Below are 15,663 nucleotides of genomic sequence, written 5' to 3' on the forward strand. Positions count from 1 at the left end.
AAAAGAAGAAGGAACATCATGGTATAGAGAAAGGGTGCATGCATATAATCTGAGGTCTATTTCCCGCTTACATGAGAAGTAGTTATTATTCTCTAAAAGTAAAATTATTTCAGATATCTGAAATAATTTTAAAAGGGTGGTACCGAAGGTCGATTCGCCGGTTTTTGTATGGACTATTACGACAAGTATTTATTCATTGGGGCAGTCTTAAGGAGATTTTTTTGTGAGCGTACTGGGGGCTTTGATGATGAAAAGAAAGCGCGTGCGGTAGATTCGGGTATTCTAGAAGAGATGTTTATCAACAAAAAAAACTGCCCATTGGTAAAAAGGCTGCTTATTGACCAAACTTTTTCATGCGCTATTTTAATTTGATCACTACATTAATGTCAACATGGTGATAATTATCCAGCCATCGATAATGTCATAAATTTTAGCTTGCCTTTTATGAAGGAGAACTGCATCATGATGTTTTCCCATTTGCTCCCACTGGGAGAGTCATCATCTTATATACTCCCCATTTATTAGACAGCAATAGGTGAATTATTAATTAAAGAATCAAATCTATTACTACTATTATAAACTTTCTCTTTTTTTGGTTCTTTTTTTCTCTTTGTTGATATCTGTGGATATGTGGATAACTTATCAGCTGCTCCATAAATCTCAGCAGGAGTCTTATATTCCAGGCCTTGATGTTTTCGTTCCCAGTTGTAGAATTCCACATACCTGTGAATTCCCTTGTATAAATCCAATGTACTATCATAAGCATTGAGATAGATATTCTCATACTTGATGCTACGCCAAAATCTTTCGATTGCGATATTGTCAGTGGCTCGTCCTACTCCATCCATGCTTAGGCGAATTTCAGCACCTAATACAGCTGTTGTAAAGTCTTCACTGGTAAACTGGCTGCCCTGATCCGTATTTAAGATCTCTGGTGCTCCATAAATAGAAATGGCCTTTTCAAGCGCTTCCAGACAAAATTCCACTGTCATGGTATTGCTGAGTGTCCAGGATAACAGATAGCGGCTATTCCAGTCTATAATCGCACACAGGTACATAAAACCCTTCGGCATTGGAATATAAGTTATATCCATACTCCAAACCATATTATTCCGGTCTATTTTCAGGTTCCGAAGCAGGTATGGATATGTTTTGTGCCACTTACATGCCTCACTTGTATTAGGGGCGGGATATATGGCCGAAATATCCATTTTCCGCATCAATCGCCTTATCCGCTTCACATTAACATGTAGCTCTGGTGTACTCAGATGTTTTGCCATGCGCTCTGCCCCAAAATAGGGATGTTCCAAATGCATACGGTCTATCTGCTCCATCAGCTCCAGGTTTAATTTGCTTTCTCCTTTGGGCTCATGGTAATGGCTGCTACGAGATACTTCCAGCAATTGACACTGACGTACAATACTGAGCTCATTGTCCTCCTTATTTACTAAAGCCATCTTTCCAGTTCTTCCCAAATGCCTGCTCAGATTTTTTTTTCAACCAGTCGACCTCTACCTTGAGTTGACCGATTTGCTTATATAGTTCGTCTTTTTCTTCCTGATGATCTGAGGCATCGCTACCTGCCTTCTTTCCCTGGTCAAACACATCCTCTGACCCTGATAGCAGTTGCTTCTTCCACTCTGTTATCTGAGTAGGATGTATATCATACTTCTCGGCCAGCTCTGCTAAGGTCAGCTGTTCCTTTAAGGCCTCGATAGCTACTTTCGCTTTAAACGCTGCATTGAACTTTCTTCTTCCCTTGTTCATATTGTAAATTTAAGATGTTTTTCCACTTAAACTTACTGTCCGTTTTTAGGGGAGTATTATACTCCGTGGACTTTATTTTAGGATAAATCAAAAAATTAAGGGTAAGTATTTTTGATTCTGTCTCAAATTTGGCAATGATCTTATAAGCATAGACCTTATCCGCTGATAGTTCTGGTGTTTCTATTTCTCTTTTTTGGAATAATTCTTTCGTCTTAATTTTTATTAAAGAAGAGATAAATTCTTTTGAGAAGATTTGATCAAAGTAAAGGTCAAATAGCTTCTCTGTGAGAGGACTAATATTTTTTTCCAGCTTTTGAAGTGCATTGTCAGTGGCTTTGTCATCATTAGCAATATTCATTCGTGCATAAGACCAACAATAATCTCCTTTTATAGGAAAATCAAAGAACTGTTTAACCGTTTCTTTGTCATGGTGATAAATTCCATCCCGAAATATTTTGAACTGTTCAATCCATGTGCTATCTTTTGTAGTTTGGGAAAAAACGCAGGTAGCTGTCAGCAGTAGGAATGCAAGGCAAAGGAAAGAGTGCTTCATAGTTAGGAAATTCTATACACAATATATTGAAAAATATGAGTGTTAGGTGGGAGTGTTATAGGTAGGTTATAAAACAAAAGAGGAACATCAATTGATGTTCCTCTTTCTTCGTACCGCGTACGGGAGTCGAACCCGTCATTCCTCCGTGAAAGGGAGGCGTCTTAGCCGATTGACCAACGCGGCGTTTCGCGATTGGGATTGCAAAGGTAGACAATTATTTAATAATTCAAAATTTATTTCAAAAAAGTCGGACGTATTTTCGCATTTTCACGTTTTATGATGCATTCACGTAAGGATAGGCTGTTCGATGCCATAGATTATCAACTCGAAAAGTTCCCTAAAGAAGACATGCTCGCGGCCAAGGTGAATGGCACCTGGACCCGCTACAGCACTGCTTTCGTAAGAGAAATCGCCGATAAATTCAGTGCCGGGTTACTGCAACTGGGCGTTAGTGGTAACGACGGTTCCGCTGCCGGAGCCGACAAAATTGCCATTATCAGCTCGAACCGACCAGAATGGATCTTTACCGATCTGGCCGTTCAGCAAACCGGGGCGGTCCTCGTACCGCTTTATCCCACTACCAGCCTCCCGGAACTGGAATTTATCCTCAATGATGCCGAAGTGAAGTACCTCTTCATCGGCAATCAGGAATTGTATGACAAGATCAACAGCATACGACCGCAGTTGCCGTACCTGAAAGGGATCTACACCTTTGACCCCCTTCCTGATGTGTCGCATTGGTCGGCAGTCACAGACATGGCGACGCCAGAACTGCTGCAAAAAGTGCAGGAGGTAAAAGCAGGAATATCGCCCCGGCAGCTGGCTACTATCATCTATACGTCGGGTACCACCGGTACGCCAAAAGGGGTGATGCTCAGTCATCACAATATTGTGAGTGATGCCTTCATGGGCAAGGTCTCATTCCCTTTCTATGACGATCCTGCTAAAAAAGCGCTCAGCTTCCTTCCGCTGAACCATATTTTCGAGAAATGCGTCACCTATATCTACTTCTACAGTGGCACCAGCATTTACTACGCTGAAAGTCTGGATACCATTGCCGATAACCTGCGGGAAGTAAAACCCGATGGATTTACCACCGTACCCCGCCTGCTGGAAAAGGTATACGATAAGATCCTTGCCACCGGCAATAAACTGACCGGTATCAAAAAGACCTTATTCTTCTGGGCAGTAGGCCTCGCTACCCGCTATGACAACGTAAAAAGCGGAGGGACCTGGTACAATCTGCAACTCGCGCTGGCCGATAAACTCATTTTTAGTAAATGGAGAGCAGCCCTTGGTGGCAGGGTGGATTTCATTGTAACAGGTGGTGCCGCCTGCCAGGAAAAATTACTCCGCATCTTCTGGGCCGCTAAAATACCCGTATACGAAGGTTATGGCCCTACCGAGAATAGTCCTGTGATCAGTGTAAATACCCGGAAAGAGGTCAGATTTGGCACCGTAGGACCCGTTTTAGAGGGCCTTCAGGTAAAGCTGGCTGAAGATGGGGAAATATGCGTTAAAGGCGATTCTGTGATGGTTGGATACTATAAGAGACCCGACCTGACAGCAGAGGTGGTAAAAGACGGCTGGCTACTCACCGGCGATATCGGTATCCTGCAGGAAGGAAAATACCTGAAGATCACCGACCGTAAAAAAGAACTGTTCAAGACAAGTGGGGGTAAATATGTAGCCCCTCAGCCGATAGAAAATAAATGTAAAGAGGATCCTTTCATTGAGCAGATGATGGTAATAGGGGCTGACAGGAAGTTTGTGAGTGCCCTGATCGTACCGGCATTTCCATATTTAAAACAATGGATGCAGCAGCAGGGAATTCCTTTTACAAGCCATGAAGCGGCTATTAAAGAGCCGAAAGTGTTGGAAAAATACCAGGAGGTGATTGAAGGATATAATTCCGGGTTCAACCATGTAGAGCAGGTAAGGAAACTGGCACTGTTGCCGGATGAGTGGAGTGTGGAAGGAGGGGAGATGACGCCGAAAATGAGTTTAAAGCGGAAAGTGGTGCTGGAAAAGTACAAGGAGGTGATTGAAGGTATTTACAATGTAAAAAGTAATGCTAATTAATTAAAAAGGTTTTCTTAAAATAAATGGGCCGGCTGTCTGAAGGCCGGCCCTGGTTTTGATCCTATTACTACTAAAGCGCTGTAAAAGTGAATGAATGAACAATTAACTCCACCTCCTTTGCATTTGAAGGCGCATTACCATTAAACAACCACAAATTCATGTGCACCGGCATCGCCACCGTACTCACATTATACCCTGAAGGCGTTGTCCATGGGAAAAATGCATTCGCAGCTGCCTGCGTATGTCCATGGAACCCGGAAAATGACACACTACTGCTATTCCGTATAAACCTATAGGTAGTATAACTACCATTCAACTTCAGCTCCGCAGTGTAATTCGCATTCCCGCTCCCTGTCTGGGGATACACGGTATAGTTGTAATTAGGCCATGCATTATTCCCCCAGCGGGCGAACTCGATATCCATTTCATGGTGCCCGTCATCTCCTGATTTGTAATTAAACAGGCCGAAAACAATATTCCTGTCCAGTGAATCAACCCTGCCTTCTACCTGCCATACATAGGTGCCATAGCCAAATGATTGATTAGTATACACTTCTGCACACAGCCACCTGCCCGTGGCAGCATCTTTCCTGATCTTAAGATGCAGGAAGCCATTGGCGTCTACCCATACATTGCTGGAACTATTACTCCAGTAATTAGGGCCCGGGCCGGAAGTGCCGGTTTCGTTGCGTACCGTCCAGTTATACCCGCTAAATGAAATTGTGGATGCCGCTGCGCTCACTTTGGCGCCAACAGCCATTTCCGTGGCAGGGGTCGCTGCTTGTTGCGTGGATTCTTTCTTACAGCTGCCAAAAGCAATGAAAGCTAGGGCCAGCGTCATGAATGTGTTTTTCATGATGGTTTATTTTGATGAGGAAAAGAGGTTTTTTTAATATGGTCTATATAATGACATCGCAGAAATGTGTTACTTTGATGCGAAATCAAAAAAAACCGGGAACCTCCGGTTCTTAAAATCCCTATCCTCATCCATTTTAAGTTTACATCCCCTGGCTGACAAAATACATGAAGAAAAAGCAACTATACCTGCTTTTGGCAGGGTTATTTATGTTCAGGCTAATCTATGGCCTATGTGCGGAATTTTGGTTTGCAGATGAATTGCAGATCTACCTGATTGGGTTGAAGTCATATACTACGGGTACCTGGCCTTTTTATGGCCCCGATGTAGTCTATACTCATACACAGATCCCTGGTGCTCTACAGGGGCTGCTGGTAGCACTTCCTTTTTATCTCTGGAAATTGCCGGAACTTCCCACCTTTATTTTAAATGTCCTGTCCTTCAGCAGTCTCTGCATGCTGGCCTGGTATATTACCCGAAGGGTGAAAGGCGTGCCGGACTGGCTCGTATGGATCCTGTGTATGACCACCCCCTGGACCTTGTATTATAGTACCCGGGTTGTCAACCCATCCTATGTACTGGTCTTTTCCATTCCGTTTTTCATCGCTGTACTGGAATTACTGCCCATCTATACTGAAAAACTTATCAAGCCGGGGCTTGCTTATTTCATCATGGGCATCACCACTACCTTCATAATGCAGTTGCACATGTCATGGGTGCTGATGATGCCATTTACCCTGGTGGCCATGGCTTTTTCCATAAAGACAGCCAATAAAAAGGTCATCCTTTGCTATATCCTGGGTGGATTGCTGGGATTAGCCACCCTGATACCTACCTGGTTACATCCGGACCCAATGGCCGGTAAGGTAGGAGAGAACATCGTATTCAACTGGAGTAATTTCGGCAACATCGTCACGATCTTATTGCGTTACCTGTCATTTGCCACCTACGAAGTGCCTTATGTATTAGGGGATTCTACAGACAAGGATATCATTATGCACACCCAATACTGGATGATTCCATTTATCGTGTTCTTGTTGGTGATAGGCTTCCTGCAGGTGGGCTTGTTAATTATCGGGTTCTTTATCAAAACGCAGCATGAGCAGTGGAAAAAAATGCGCTGGCTGAATATCGCCGCATATGCCTTACTGTTTTTTAGCTTTTTCTTTTCTATCAAAGGACCCTCTTCACATACCTTCTATTTGTTGTTGCCACTGCCCATGATCTACAGCTTTTATTGTTATGAATGGCTGATCTCAAAAAAGGCAGTGGCGCTGAAAGTCTTAAAAGTAGTGGTCTGCTGTGGTTTCTTCTTTCATATAGGGCTGGGCATTTACAATTACCAGCACAAATCTATTTACAAAGACAGACCTAAGGTCACCGAAGCGCTGAATAAGATGGATTACCGTGCATTAGGTGAGCGGCGCTCCGATCAGTTAGGCTACGGCTATTAGGGCAAGATTATCATCGCGCTAATGATGATCTTTATAGCTATACACCGTGTACGGATATATTTTCCCGGCAGTATAACGGGCTACCAGGCTGGCTACCAGGATTGGAACAGTCAGTATGAAACTGCCTGATAAACGTACTGCCAGGGAAGATGAAGTCAGTGGTGCATGAATAGCGCCACTTAACATGGCCGCAATACCCAGGATAATAAAGTTACTTACGATCAGTTGCGTGTGGAAAAACTGGTTACATGTCAATGCTACCAGTAACCCCAGCAAAGCACCTACTACAATGCTGGGTGCAAATACACCCCCATCACCACCTGCCCCCAGCGTCACTGATGAAATAACCGGCTTTAGTAACACAATTCCCAGGATGGTGAATGCAAATGTAAAGGAGAGAGGGGTATGACTGGCATGATCAATCATATCTTTTACACCACTATAGCTATCTCCAAACAGGTGAGGAAGGATGAAAATACCTATACCTATGATCGCTGCTCCCAGCCCGATACGCATATATTCATTCTTCATGATACCAAAGCGATGTTTGATACCAATCACCGTCTTTGTAAAGAACACCGAAATCATACCCGCAATCACACTCATACCGATCATATAGGGTACCGCCTGCCATTTCCAGGGAAATGCATTCAGTCCGAATAATACATGCTCATGGAATAAAAGTAACCAGGCCCAACCTATGACAACAGCAATGCCGGTACTGATCAGGATGGTCTTAGTCACCTTTTTTGCAATCACTTCCAGCGCAAATAATAAACCTACAAATGGACTGCCGAACAATGCTGTTAACCCAGCGGCTACACCTGCACAAATCAGTTCTGTTTTAAACCGGTTAGCAATGCCGGCTTTTTGCCTGGTCACAGCACCAATCGTAGCAGTTGATACCACTGTGGATACTTCCACACCGGTAGAGCCGCCAAAGATGACAGTCAGGAAGCCATTGATGAAGTGAGAAGGGATCTTATATGCAGGGAGTTCATTGCGGCGGGTATCCAAAGTGAGGTAGATTTCTTTAATACCCTTATTGGGCTTCTTTCGGAAAGCATACTTGCGTAATACATGAATTAACACCAGGCCGATCAGCGGAAAAACAATAAATAAGAAGGAGTAAGGTCTGATCGATTCAAAGAAATGGTCTTCGTAATACTCGGTAATATGTTTCAAAACACTGGCCAGGATGGCCGACAGTAAACCTGCAAAACACGAGGCAATTACCAATTTGTAGTAATTGACCCTAATAATCTTATCGCGCATGAAATTTGATCTTTAAGTCCTAATTGGCGAGGCAAAGTTAGGACATAATGACCTGTTGACGATAGAATATTTTATTTATTATTGATAATCAGTTTAATACGAGAAGGGTGAAAATAAGAGGACTGCCTTAAAAGTAATATGAAAACTTCGGTAAACGATCCCCGAAGCCTTCATATTACTTTTAAGACAGCCGCTTTCAATTATTTTAATTCAGCACCCAAAAATGCCTTCATATCATTCCAGCTGGCAGTATCAGCCGCCGCATTATATTCAATAGGCATATTGAATTTCTTGCCGGTTGCTGTCGCAGCAGGATTCGTAAATGCATGGGTGGCATTTGGATATTCCTTGAACACATATTTCACTCCCGCAGCATCCATTTGCTTTTTGAATGTAGCTACTTCTTCAGGAGATACAAACTTATCAGCCGCACCATGACAGATCAGGGCCGCTGCTGTGAACAGATCTTTTGAAACAGGCAGTGAGGTAGCCAGCCCTCCATGGAAACTAGCCACCCCTTTCAGTGGCATCCCCAGGCGCGCCGCATTCAGTACGCAGGTACCACCAAAGCAGAAGCCGATAGCAGCTACCTTTGAAGTATCCGCCTGAGCATAAGTCTTTGCTTTCGCTACAGCAGCAGCGATACGCTCATAAGCCATTTTAGGATTCTTATAGAAAGGAGTCGCCCATGCCTGGGCAGAATCCGGATTGTCAGCCAGTTTACCATTGCCATACATGTCCAGACCTACCGCAAAATAACCCAGTTCTGCCAGGCGCTGTGCCACCGTCTTTACATGGGTATCCAGGCCCCACCATTCCGGTACGATCACGATCACGGGTTTCTTTGTAGCTGTATCATCATTGAAAGCGACAACGCTGTTCAGCGGAACACCATTTGATTCGATAGTAACATCCGTAACCTGCACAGTAGGTGTCTTTGTGCTGTCTTTGTTTTCAGTATTCGTCGACGCGCCATTATTACATGCGGTCATCAAGAGCGCGGCTGCTGGTATCGCAAGCAGAGTTCCGAGTGTGAATTTCATCTGATAGTATTTGAAGTGAGTAATTGGATTTGCAAGGTAGGGAATTCTCCTTGTTTATTTGGAAGTACCAAAGTAACTTTGCAAAGTTAATTTAATAGGCATATGTTTAATAATCAGGACGAAGAAATTGCTTACGGGATCCGCAATCTGGTAACTATCATGAACAAACGTCTGCGTAAGCAGGTAAGCAATCCTGAACAATTATCCATCGCTGAATTCAATGTGCTGAGCATCCTCATGGTCCAGAAAGAAGCGTTTCCTTCTGAACTGAGTGCCCAGCTAAGCATCTCCTCTCAATTCATGTCGCAGGTACTGAACAGGATGGAGGGACTTAAATATATCTCCAGGAAAAGTGCTCCTGCTGATGGCCGCAAAACTGTGGTTACACTCACCAAACAAGGCAAACAAAAAGTAGAACTATCCCGCAGGGAAAGAGAAGAATGGCTGGCGCTCATGGTATCAGAGAAATATACACAGGAAGAAAAGGAGGTGATTAAGAAAGCATTGGACCTGCTTTCTGTATTGACAGAATTATGATTACTAAAAATATAGCTGCAAAACCATTCGTTTGATGGTGCCGCTGGTATTGGGAAATATGTTATAATGATGCAGTGATGCAGCTGGCAGTATTGTCGGCCACATGCTGCTGACTGGGTGGAAAGTATTTTTTAATCATTTTGGATAGATGGCTGGCATCTGTAAAACCCAGTTCCCAGGCTATTTCATTCATAGACTTTCCTGAATTTTGTATACGGCTATAGGCCACATTCACACGGGATTTGAGAATATACTCCTTGAGGCTTTCTCCCGTTTTCTTCTTGAAATATTCACTGACATAATTGGCAGAAAGATTGAATTCACTAGCCTCACTAGCCAGTGCATCTACCCGCAATTTATCGTTGTCAAACAGGTTGTATTGAATATACTGTAGCATATCGCCGGCTGCTTTGTCAGGCACCGGGTTATTTTCTCTGAATGTATTTTCGAAATTACGTACCAGTATGTTTAAGAGTGCAAACATATTGCCCCTGATAATACTGTCTGATTGTTCCTGTTTATTGTTGTACTCATGTTCAATGCCTTTGATCAGGTTTATCAGCAGGGCTTTATCGCTGGCATTGTGAATAATATCACCCGGCTGACGATTGTAAGTGCTGATGATGTAATGCAGGTTATTAAACCAGTTGGAATAATCCATCTGCTGGTGCGTATCCTTTTGAAAAAAGAGTGCATTGAACTGGATGAATACAAAGCGCGTAGGAGCATGAATCTGAAAAGAGTGACAGTCAAACGGAGGTAATAAAAAGATGTTATCCGCCGCATAGGCAATGTTATGATCATTGATACACTGTCTGCCACTTCCCTTCTCAATATATACCAGTTCAAAGAAATTGTGCTTATGCGGACGACGGCTCCATGCCTCAAGCTCTTCGACACTTACTGTAAATGGATGTATGGTATTTTCTATTAACATAACCTCAAAACATACTTTTAATACCTTGAATTTTACAATGCCCGCCCTTTCGCTTCGCGGCATCTTTGCATTGTAAATTAATCCAAAACACAGAATAATGAAAGCGATCATAATTAACAGCTTTAATGAACTTGACAAATTAACCTATGTAGAGGTGCCGGTTCCCGGCATTAAAGCAGACGAGGTATTGATACAGGTAAGAGCCCTGAGTGTGAATCCTGTTGATGTACAAACGCACAGAGGCACTGGTGTATCCCGCTGGCTGAAAGACGAATTACCGGTAATACTGGGTTGGGATATCAGTGGGGTAATCAGCGCTGTGGGAGATCATGTAACGGAATTTAAGGTTGGTGATGAAGTATTTGGAATGGTGAATTTTCCCGGTCATGGTAAAGCGTATGCTGAATACGTAGCGGCACCAGCTGCCCACCTGGCCCTGAAGCCGGCAAATGTTACCCACGAAGCAGCCGCAGCTACTACCCTGGCTGCGCTCACCGCTTACCAGGTTCTACTACAGCAGGGCAAACTGAATAAAGGCCAGAAAGTACTGATCACCGCTGCCGCTGGTGGGGTAGGGCACTTTGCTGTGCAGATAGCTAAACAACTGGGTGCATATGTGATCGGTACCTCTTCCGCTGCCAATAAAGATTACATCCTCAGTATTGGTGCTGATGAGCACATTGATTACAAAACACAGCAGGAAACCGAAATCGTCAGAGATGCAGACCTGGTGATGGATAACGTACGCAGCCAGGATTTTGCTTCTACTATCAGCACCCTGAAGAAGGGCGGTACTTATATCAAAATCCCGAATGCAGTACCTGAAGCAATGCAGGAACTAGCCAAAGGAAAAGACGTCAATGCTTTCTTCTATCTCGTACAGTCCAGCGGGGCTGACATGAAGGTACTGGCTGAATGGCTGGGCAAAGGTATCCTGCAACCAAACCTGAATGTATATGACTTCTCCCAGATTGAACTGGCTCACCAGCTACAGCTGGAAGGCAGAACCCGTGGGAAAATCGTATTGTCAATTAAATAGAGAACTGTTCACCGTCATTGAATGGTCAATCCGCATTTCATATTTTGTAAAAAAGGATTATTATGACGGAACCATTCAAAGCAGTACAGGTGATAGAAGCCGACGGGAAATTTGTTTTATCTATTGTTGATAAACTCATAGACAACCTGCCTCCGGGCGATGTCATCATTAAGGTACATTATTCCTCTCTCAACTATAAAGATGCCTTATCCGCAACGGGCAATAAAGGCGTAACCAGGCAATATCCACATACACCCGGTATAGATGCTGCCGGCGAAGTAGTGTCCTCTACTGACGATAACTGGAAACCCGGCGACCAGGTAATTGTAACCGGCTTCGACTTTGGCATGAATACCAGCGGAGGCTTCCAGGAGTACATCCGTGTACCGGCCAAATGGTTGGTGCGCCTGCCACAGGGCCTCTCACTCAGGGAGAGCATGATCTATGGCACGGCAGGGTTTACCGCCGCGTTGTCTGTACAGGCATTGCTGAAAACAGGGGTTCAACCTGCGGATGGCAAGATTGTGGTAACGGGTGCCAGTGGTGGCGTGGGTTCTATTGCAGTAGCTATCCTGAGTAAGTTGGGCTACCAGGTAACAGCAGTGAGCAGCAAGCAGGCGGAGTTCCTGCAATCACTGGGTGCGGTGGAAGTATTGCCACGTGCCGAGATGGATGATGCCAGTGGCAGGGTGATGCTGAAACCAAGATTTGCAGGTGGTATTGATACTGTAGGTGGCAACGTGCTGGCTACCGTGGTGAAGAGTTTGCAATATGGCGCGGCAGTAACTGCCTGTGGCATGGTGAATGGCGGCCCACTGCCTTTGACCGTATTCCCCTTTATCCTGAAAGGGATACAATTGCTGGGTATTGATTCTGTTGAATATCCATTAGGGAAAAGAGCTGCAGTGTGGGAAGCTATGGCGACTACCTGGAAGCCTGCGCAGCTAACACAACTGGCGAATGAAATTCCGCTGGAGAAATTAGGAGAGAGCATCAACCAGATATTAGCAGGAAAGGTACAGGGAAGAACCCTGGTAAGGCTTGCATAACATATAGAGAGCTTCTGCCGGTAAAGGCAGAAGCTCCTTTTTTTTACTGAATCATCAGTTTAGTGCTCATCACTTTCTTTGTTTTAGTGCTTACTTCCACGCTGTAAATACCCGTTGGTATAGCAGATGGAATGGTCATTGTCTCGTTTGCCTTCGCTGATTTCCTTAACACAACCCTGCCAGACATGTCTGTGATAGTGACAACTACATCAGTAATTGCCTTATCCGCAATACGGATAGCAAAGCTATGCTGGGTAACCGGGTTAGGATAAATAGCAGAGGTAGTTATTGCTGCCGCCGCCTGTCTTGCACTGGCTTCAGTACCCGCTGCTTCAAAATGAGACCAGTTATAAGGTGCTACATAGTGTACGTAGTAGTTACCATTTACTCTCGCAGGCATGCTATTAGACCATTTGTTGGTATAATCCACACCATTGATCTCCAGTTTAGTCAGGTTCCATGAATTGATATAGGAAATATTACCTGCTATCACATAACAGAATTCACCGGCACCATCTTTTGCAAAAGGCAATGCTACTACAGAAGGATTATCACAGCTGCCTGTATTCACATTCTGCTTGAAATTAGCTGTGATGGACAGGTTGCTATTCACTGTAACGGTGACCGGATTGAGCGTGTCAGCGATGCCTCCGCTCCAGTTATTGAACGTATAACCACTGCCTGTTGTAGCCGTCAGCGTTACCACAGTACCTTGTGTATAAGTACCACCTGCAGGGCTGAGTGCGATGCTGCCAGTGCCTGATACCGCAGTTGTGATGGTGTATTGTTTAGGTGCTACCACATTCGTTACATACACATAGCTGGTGTCCTGGAAGCCACCATCGGCCGTCGTTGCAAAGATGGCTACACTGCCAGCTGCGATTCCGCTCACCAGGCCTGTGCTGCTTACAGTTGCAATAGCGGTGTTAGCAGAAGACCAGGTCAGGGATTTATTGGTCGCATTGGATGGTAATACGGTAGCTGTTAGTTGCGCAGTGGTATTGATGTTCAGGGTATCAATAGCCGGTGTAACGGTGATACCTGTCACCGGTACAACTACAGCTGGTGTAGGTGTGCTGCCATATACCAGCTTATTATCTACATACAGTGGAATATTGCTCACTTCTTTCAGCGTAGCATCTACTCCCTGTGAAGACCAGTCGTTGGCTGCGCTCCATGCACTGGCTGGTGCTTCGTAAGGCAGTCGGATCCTGATCTGGGATTCCTTCTTAGACTCACCCTGACCACCCGGCCAGATTTTGAGAGAAGCGTTGTAAGTGACCTCAGTATAGTAAAGGTGCTGGGCAGTATCCCAGGCTTGTAATTGTGTAAAAGTTACATCTGCATTATTGGAAGAAACTACGTAATCAGTCGGCTTATAACCTGCGCTAAGGCCTTCTGTAATGTTAATAAATAAGCGGAATACATGTTTGGATGCAATACGTGCAGGCCATGCAGTATGATTGTTTACCCACACTGACCATTCAGTATACGTAGTACCGCTACCGTTAATTTTAGCTTCAATGGTAAATTCGCCGGTAGGTGTTTCTGCTACAGGGAAGTTTGCCAATGGTGTACCTCCATACTCCTGTACCAGCTTTGCTGCCAGGCCGGAGAAAGCTGCATTATAATCCGTCGCTACTTCGTTATTCACATAGTTGCCACGATCATCCGTATAAGAGTCATCGTTGTTAGGACCACCTACCAGTGCGCCATACAGGATATGTCTTGATGCTGCCGGAGGACCTGTCAGGTTATTTGTCCAGCAACCATGCGCTGTACGATGGTGAGGTTTTACAGGAGGATTGTTACCGAAGCCACATACATAGCTGCGGTTATTTGGATTGCTACCCAGTGCATAGTTCATTTGTGACTTTGCAAAAGTGTAGTATTTTGAACCTTTGGCGGTAGTAGTCGCCGCGTCTTTGTAGTAAGCAGCCAGGAAACCTGTGTTGATGGCATATCTCAGCGCACCCCATACATCCAGGAAGGCAAGGCCACCTGCCGTATAGTTAATGCGTGATCCATTGTAACCATCTGTCCAATAGTCAAGATGTCTTTCAATATCCTCTTTGTACTGGGCTTTGCCGGTGAGCTTTGCCAGCAGGGCATAACAGCCGGTGGACTTGTCATCCCATGCAAGGCCCCACTTGTAAGATTTGATGGCGGTTTGGGATTCTGTAGATAGGTTTGCGTAGTAAGTCTCTGCCTTTGTGAGCCATGTAGCATTGCCGGTAGCGCGGTAGAGCCAGATAGCCCCCCACACCAGTTCATCGTTGTAACCACTGTAGGAGTTGTAATAACCTGCTGCATCAGTAATGGCAGCAGAATATACTCCACGATAGGTATCAGCAAAATTGTACAACTGGATAGCGTGTGAGAGCAGGGTCGCGCTGTAAGTAGGATCGTCTGTTTTGAAAACCATACTGGCCGCCGCCATTGCCGCCGCCGTTTCTGCCGCCAGATCAGAGCCCGGATGTGTGGCATCGATCTTATACGCAGGTCGGGTCATAGCCATTACTTCTGAAGATCCCCACCACGCATGGTCTGTACCGCCGTTGCCTACCTGGCCATACAGTTCATTTGGTGCGGTATGACAGCGAATGAAGTAGTCATTCACAAAACGAAGATTACTTTTCAGGTATTTCATCTGACCTGAATTATTGTAACCATCTGCAAAGTCAACCGCACCCCAGGCCAGCATGGTAGCAGAGAAGGCCATCGGGAAGTTGAACTTTACATGATCGCCGGCATCATACCAGCCACCTGTCAGGTTAAGGCCTACATCACTCCCGTCCGAGAGTGCTGAGTTAGCACGCCAGGTGACGCGGTTGTCAGCAGGCAGTGTTCCCGAGCGTTGGGCTTCATAAAAGAACATAGACTTTTGCAATACTTCTGCATAGTTGTAGCTCTGTGCAAACGTGGGTTTGAGGGATACCATCGTCAGGATGGTGGCGAACAGGGGTAGGCGCAATAACTTGCCTCCCTTCGCAATTAAGAGGGAAAATCTGGTTTTCATCGGATACTGTTTAAAAATCAATGTAAAGGAGCCAATGGGTATCTAAATCTGG

General features: G+C 44.8%; 13 protein-coding genes and 1 tRNA gene. 5 read left to right on the plus strand and 9 right to left on the minus strand.

Going from position 1 to position 15,663, the window contains the following annotated elements; all coding sequences use genetic code 11:
* Positions 1–521 precede the first annotated feature (521 nt).
* The 4 genes from U0033_RS24540 to U0033_RS24555 form a co-directional block, all read right to left on the minus strand.
* On the minus strand, positions 522–1,457 hold the full coding sequence (locus U0033_RS24540) for an IS3 family transposase (RefSeq protein WP_322518429.1): 936 nt from the start codon (positions 1,455–1,457) through the stop codon (positions 522–524).
* Positions 1,441–1,767 carry a transposase gene (locus U0033_RS24545; RefSeq protein ID WP_072366377.1) on the minus strand — a complete coding sequence of 109 codons (327 nt, stop codon included), beginning with the start codon at positions 1,765–1,767 and terminating at the stop codon, positions 1,441–1,443. Before U0033_RS24545 ends, U0033_RS24540 begins: the two co-directional genes overlap by 17 nt.
* Positions 1,730–2,320, minus strand: coding sequence for a hypothetical protein (locus U0033_RS24550; protein ID WP_072365974.1), 591 nt, complete (start codon positions 2,318–2,320; stop codon positions 1,730–1,732). Before U0033_RS24550 ends, U0033_RS24545 begins: the two co-directional genes overlap by 38 nt.
* A 111-nt stretch (positions 2,321–2,431) precedes the next feature.
* Positions 2,432–2,503: transfer RNA gene (locus U0033_RS24555), tRNA-Glu, on the minus strand.
* A gap of 93 nt (positions 2,504–2,596) precedes the next feature.
* Here U0033_RS24555 and U0033_RS24560 point away from each other — a divergent pair.
* Positions 2,597–4,402 carry an AMP-dependent synthetase/ligase gene (locus tag U0033_RS24560; RefSeq protein WP_245801882.1) on the plus strand — a complete coding sequence of 602 codons (1,806 nt, stop codon included), beginning with the start codon at positions 2,597–2,599 and terminating at the stop codon, positions 4,400–4,402.
* 70 nt (positions 4,403–4,472) lie between these two features.
* On the opposite strand, the gene U0033_RS24565 is transcribed toward U0033_RS24560, so the two are convergent.
* Positions 4,473–5,258: a glycoside hydrolase family 16 protein gene (locus U0033_RS24565; protein WP_072365976.1), complete on the minus strand. Its 786-nt coding sequence runs from the start codon at positions 5,256–5,258 to the stop codon at positions 4,473–4,475.
* A 167-nt stretch (positions 5,259–5,425) separates the two neighbouring features.
* Here U0033_RS24565 and U0033_RS24570 point away from each other — a divergent pair, with 167 nt between their 5' ends.
* On the plus strand, positions 5,426–6,712 hold the full coding sequence (locus U0033_RS24570; RefSeq protein WP_072365978.1) for a hypothetical protein: 1,287 nt from the start codon (positions 5,426–5,428) through the stop codon (positions 6,710–6,712).
* 18 nt (positions 6,713–6,730) lie between these two features.
* Here the strand turns inward: U0033_RS24570 and U0033_RS24575 are convergent, their stop codons facing one another.
* Together U0033_RS24575 and U0033_RS24580 are read right to left on the minus strand one after the other, a co-directional pair.
* Positions 6,731–7,987 (minus strand): chloride channel protein, encoded by a 1,257-nt coding sequence (locus U0033_RS24575; RefSeq protein ID WP_072365980.1) that lies wholly within the window; start codon positions 7,985–7,987, stop codon positions 6,731–6,733.
* A 200-nt stretch (positions 7,988–8,187) separates the two neighbouring features.
* On the minus strand, positions 8,188–9,030 hold the full coding sequence (locus U0033_RS24580; protein ID WP_072365981.1) for a dienelactone hydrolase family protein: 843 nt from the start codon (positions 9,028–9,030) through the stop codon (positions 8,188–8,190).
* A gap of 102 nt (positions 9,031–9,132) precedes the next feature.
* Here U0033_RS24580 and U0033_RS24585 point away from each other — a divergent pair, with 102 nt between their 5' ends.
* On the plus strand, positions 9,133–9,567 hold the full coding sequence (locus tag U0033_RS24585) for a MarR family winged helix-turn-helix transcriptional regulator (RefSeq protein ID WP_072365983.1): 435 nt from the start codon (positions 9,133–9,135) through the stop codon (positions 9,565–9,567).
* A gap of 61 nt (positions 9,568–9,628) precedes the next feature.
* Here U0033_RS24585 and U0033_RS24590 read toward each other — a convergent pair whose 3' ends face one another.
* Entirely contained in the window at positions 9,629–10,504 is an 876-nt protein-coding gene (locus tag U0033_RS24590; protein ID WP_072366046.1) for an AraC family transcriptional regulator, read from the minus strand.
* A 97-nt stretch (positions 10,505–10,601) separates the two neighbouring features.
* Here U0033_RS24590 and U0033_RS24595 point away from each other — a divergent pair, with 97 nt between their 5' ends.
* Together U0033_RS24595 and U0033_RS24600 are read left to right on the plus strand one after the other, a co-directional pair.
* Entirely contained in the window at positions 10,602–11,543 is a 942-nt protein-coding gene (locus U0033_RS24595) for an NADP-dependent oxidoreductase (protein ID WP_072365985.1), read from the plus strand.
* 62 nt (positions 11,544–11,605) lie between these two features.
* Complete coding sequence (locus tag U0033_RS24600; RefSeq protein WP_072365987.1) at positions 11,606–12,592, plus strand: YhdH/YhfP family quinone oxidoreductase; 987 nt, start codon at positions 11,606–11,608, stop codon at positions 12,590–12,592.
* Positions 12,593–12,635: 43 nt separating this feature from the next.
* On the opposite strand, the gene U0033_RS24605 is transcribed toward U0033_RS24600, so the two are convergent.
* The gene (locus U0033_RS24605) at positions 12,636–15,611 is read right to left on the minus strand and encodes a glycoside hydrolase family 9 protein (protein ID WP_072365989.1); all 2,976 of its coding nucleotides are present in this window, start codon (positions 15,609–15,611) and stop codon (positions 12,636–12,638) included.
* Positions 15,612–15,663: the final 52 nt, after the last annotated feature.

Origin of the sequence: Chitinophaga sancti, assembly GCF_034424315.1 — a bacterium.
In the GTDB taxonomy this organism is placed as follows: Bacteria; Bacteroidota; Bacteroidia; order Chitinophagales; family Chitinophagaceae; genus Chitinophaga; species Chitinophaga sancti.